Raw genomic sequence first — 3497 nt, 5'->3', positions numbered from 1 at the left:
AGCGGCGGCCGGGGCCGCCTGGGCGCGCCCGCCACTGCGGACCCCCTCGACGAACAGCGTCATCACGACGCCCAGGTACGCGACGTAGCCGACGACCTGGAGCACCGTCATGGTGACGGTCAGGTTGAGGGTGCCCTGGACCAGCGTCGCGTACCAGGACGAGGCGTCCAGGCGCCCGCTCAGGTCGAAGGCGTACGAGGTGCCGCCGCCGACCAGGCCGGACTCCTGGAGGTCCCGCAGGCCGTAGCCGAGGACGCCCGCCGCGACGACGATCAGTCCGACGCCGGTGATGGTGAAGAACCGGGTGAGGTTCATCTTCAGGGCCCGCCGGTACAGGCCCCAGCAGAGCCCGGCCGAGAGCACCAGGCCGACGGCCGCGCCGATCAGCGGCCCGGTGGACTCGCCGGCGGTGCGCACGTTGGTCCACAGGAAGAGCGAGGTCTCCAGGCCCTCGCGGGCGACCGCGAGGAAGCTGGTGAGCACCAGCGCGCCGGCGCCCATCGCCAGCGAGGCCTGGACCTTCTCCTTGATCTCGGCGGAGAGGGTGCGCGCCGAGCGCCGCATCCAGAACACCATCGCGGTGACGAAGCAGACCGCGATCAGGCTGAGCACCCCGCCGAACGCCTCCTGGGCGTGGCCGGAGAGGTTGGCGGCGGTGAAGGTGAGCACCGCGCCGAAGCTCAGGCTGAGCGCGACTGCCGCCGCGACGCCCGACCACACCTGGGGCAGCCGGGCCTTCTGGTCCGCCCGCACCAGCGTGGCGACCAGGATCGACACGATCAGTCCGGCTTCCAGGCCCTCGCGCAGACCGATCAGGAAGCTGGGAAACGCCTCATCCCACATGCGGCGGGCTCCTCCCCCGGGCCGGCCCGGGTCGTTCACCTGTTCTCGACCCCGCCGCGGTGGCGGCGGGGCGGCACAGCCGAACGCCCCGGACACTGCGGTCCAGGGCGCCACGGCTTAGCTTAGGCAAACCTTAGAGCCGCGCAGGTCAACCGCACCCCCGGTTCGGGTAAGGGTTCGGTATGAGCTCGCCCTCGTGTTGACCAAACCCGCAGGCCGGAGGGATCGTCAGGAGTCCCCGGTCATCCCCACCACTGCTCCGGCACCGCCTCCGGTTCGGGCGACTCCGGCACCGTCACCGGTTCGGCGCAACGCACCAGGAGATCACCCTCCTCCGTTCCGGCGACGAGGTAGCCGCACTCGCGCAGCACGACCGCGGCCGCGCCGCTCAGCGCCGCGAGCGCCTCCCGGGAGGGCGGCCCGCCCGGCTCCGCGCCCGGCGTCCAGCCGACCACCACGCCCTCGGGGTGGCGGTCGATCCACAGCGGTGAGGGGCCCGGTCCGGTGTCGAACCCGGCGCGGGCCAGGGCCTCGGTGACGTCCTCGAAGAGTTCACGGTGATCCACCATTGGCGCAGCGTAGGCCCCGGACCTCGCGACCCCCGGACGCGGCGCGCGCCGAAACGCTTCAGCGGCACCCGACCGCAGCATCGGCACCCGTTGGGCCGAGCGGCGGCCAGCCGATCGGGCGTCAGGAACCCCCGTCCGGCCCGACACGCACGGCCGGACGGGCCGATGGACGTGCACAGTCGGCCCCCTGCCGACAGCATGACAGAGTAAGCGCTCCATCACCCTGAGCAACGGGCCCAGCGGAACAGCTGGTCCGCGCGCCGGTCCCGCCGGCGGGCCCGTATCGAGAGGTCCCATGATCACAACACTTCGCCGGCCGCCGTTCCCGCCGGCGGGCCTCCGGCACGGTACGCCGCGGACGCCGGGGAGCCCGTCGTGAGAGCCGACCAGCAGTCGCAGCCGGGACCGGTGACCACCACGCGCGCCGACCCCGCCAACAAGGCCGAGGCGCTCGCCGACTGGGCGGACGGCCGGCTCGGCATCTACTCCCTGGCCAAGGCCAACCTGCGCAAGATCTTTCCCGACCACTGGTCCTTCATGCTGGGCGAGATCGCGCTCTACACCTTCGTCATCATCATCCTCACCGGCGTCTGGCTCACCCTGTTCTTCGTGCCGAGCATGGGCGAGGTCGTCTACGACGGGTCGTACGTCCCGCTCAGGGGCATCCCGATGTCCGAGGCCTTCTCCTCGACCGTCAAGATCAGCTTCGACGTGCGCGGCGGCCTGCTGATGCGCCAGATCCACCACTGGGCCGCGATCGTGTTCGTCGCCTCGATGCTGACCCACATGATGCGCGTCTTCTTCACCGGCGCGTTCCGCAAGCCGCGCGAGATCAACTGGGTCTTCGGGGCGCTCCTGCTGATCCTCGGCATGTTCGACGGCTTCATGGGCTACTCGCTGCCCGACGACCTGCTCTCCGGCACCGGCATCCGCTTCATGGAGGGCGCGGTCCTCGCCGTCCCGATCGTCGGGACGTACCTGCAGTTCTTCCTGTACGGCGGCGAGTTCCCGGGGCACGACATCATCCCCCGGCTGTTCACCGTCCACGTCCTGCTGATCCCCGGGATCATGGTGGGCCTGCTGGCGGCACACCTGATCCTGGTCTTCTACCACAAGCACACCCAGTTCGCCGGGCCCGGCCGGACCAACAGCAACGTGGTCGGCATGCCGCTGCTGCCGGTCTACACCGCCAAGGCGGGCGGCTTCTTCTTCCTGGTCTTCGGCGTGGTCTCGGTGATGGCGGCGATCGCCACCGTCAACCCGATCTGGATGTACGGCCCGTACCGACCGGACCAGGTGACCACCAACGCCCAGCCCGACTGGTACATGGGCTTCGCCGAGGGCCTGATCCGGATCATGCCCGGCTGGGAGATCAGCGTCTGGGGCGGCCACACCCTCAACCTCGGGGTGTTCGTCCCGCTGATGGTCTTCCCGACCGTCCTGCTGGCCATCTGGTGCTACCCGTTCCTGGAGGCCTGGATCACCGGGGACCGGGGCGAGCACCACATCGCCGACCGGCCGCGCAACGCGCCGGTCCGCACCGCCTTCGGCGCGGCCTGGATCAGCCTCTACCTGATCCTGCTGGCCGGCGGCGGCAACGACCTGCTGGCCACCCACTTCCACCTCTCGATCAACGCGATCACCTACGCGGTGCGGATCGGCTTCTTCACCGTGCCGGTCGTCGTGTTCGTGATCACCAAGCGCTGGTGCCTGGGCCTCCAGCGGCGGGACAAGGAGAAGGTGCTGCACGGCCGGGAGACCGGCGTCATCAACCGCCTCCAGCACGGCGAGTTCGTCGAGGTGCACGCCCCGCTGCCGAAGGGCCGGCTCTACACCCTCACCTCGCACGACCAGCCGCAGCCCTCCGAGCTGCCGCCCGAGGTGGACGAGAACGGCGTGGCCCGCAAGGCCGGGCTGTGGACCCGCGCGCGGGTCAAGCTCTCCCGCGGCTTCTACGGCGAGTACAGCCAGATCGCCAAGCCCACCGTCGAGGAGCACGAGGAGATCGGCAGCGGCCACGGCCACCACTGATCCCCTCCCGCACCTGGAAAGGGCCCGCCGCACCGGGAACGGTGCGGCGGGCCC

The 3497-nt window shown here is 70.7% G+C and carries 3 protein-coding genes; 1 reads left to right on the top strand and 2 read right to left on the bottom strand.

Features of this window, described 5'->3' with window-relative positions:
- Positions 1-843, bottom strand: an 843-nt coding sequence (efeU, locus tag AE652_RS29930; RefSeq protein WP_049657129.1) for an iron uptake transporter permease EfeU, incomplete at its 3' end; no start/stop codon positions are given.
- Positions 844-1085: 242 nt separating this feature from the next.
- The gene (locus AE652_RS29925) at positions 1086-1412 is read right to left on the bottom strand and encodes a hypothetical protein (protein WP_049657126.1); all 327 of its coding nucleotides are present in this window, start codon (positions 1410-1412) and stop codon (positions 1086-1088) included.
- Between the two features lie 408 nt (positions 1413-1820).
- Here AE652_RS29925 and AE652_RS29920 point away from each other — a divergent pair, with 408 nt between their 5' ends.
- A complete protein-coding gene (locus AE652_RS29920) occupies positions 1821-3443 on the top strand; it encodes a ubiquinol-cytochrome c reductase cytochrome b subunit (RefSeq protein WP_049657130.1) in 1623 nt (540 codons plus the stop codon).
- Positions 3444-3497 lie beyond the last annotated feature (54 nt).

The sequence above is a fragment of the Kitasatospora sp. MY 5-36 genome (genome assembly GCF_001182915.1).
Classification (GTDB): Bacteria; Actinomycetota; Actinomycetes; order Streptomycetales; family Streptomycetaceae; genus Kitasatospora.
Note: the sequence above shows the minus strand (reverse complement) of the source record. Positions and strands in the feature narration are given on the sequence as shown.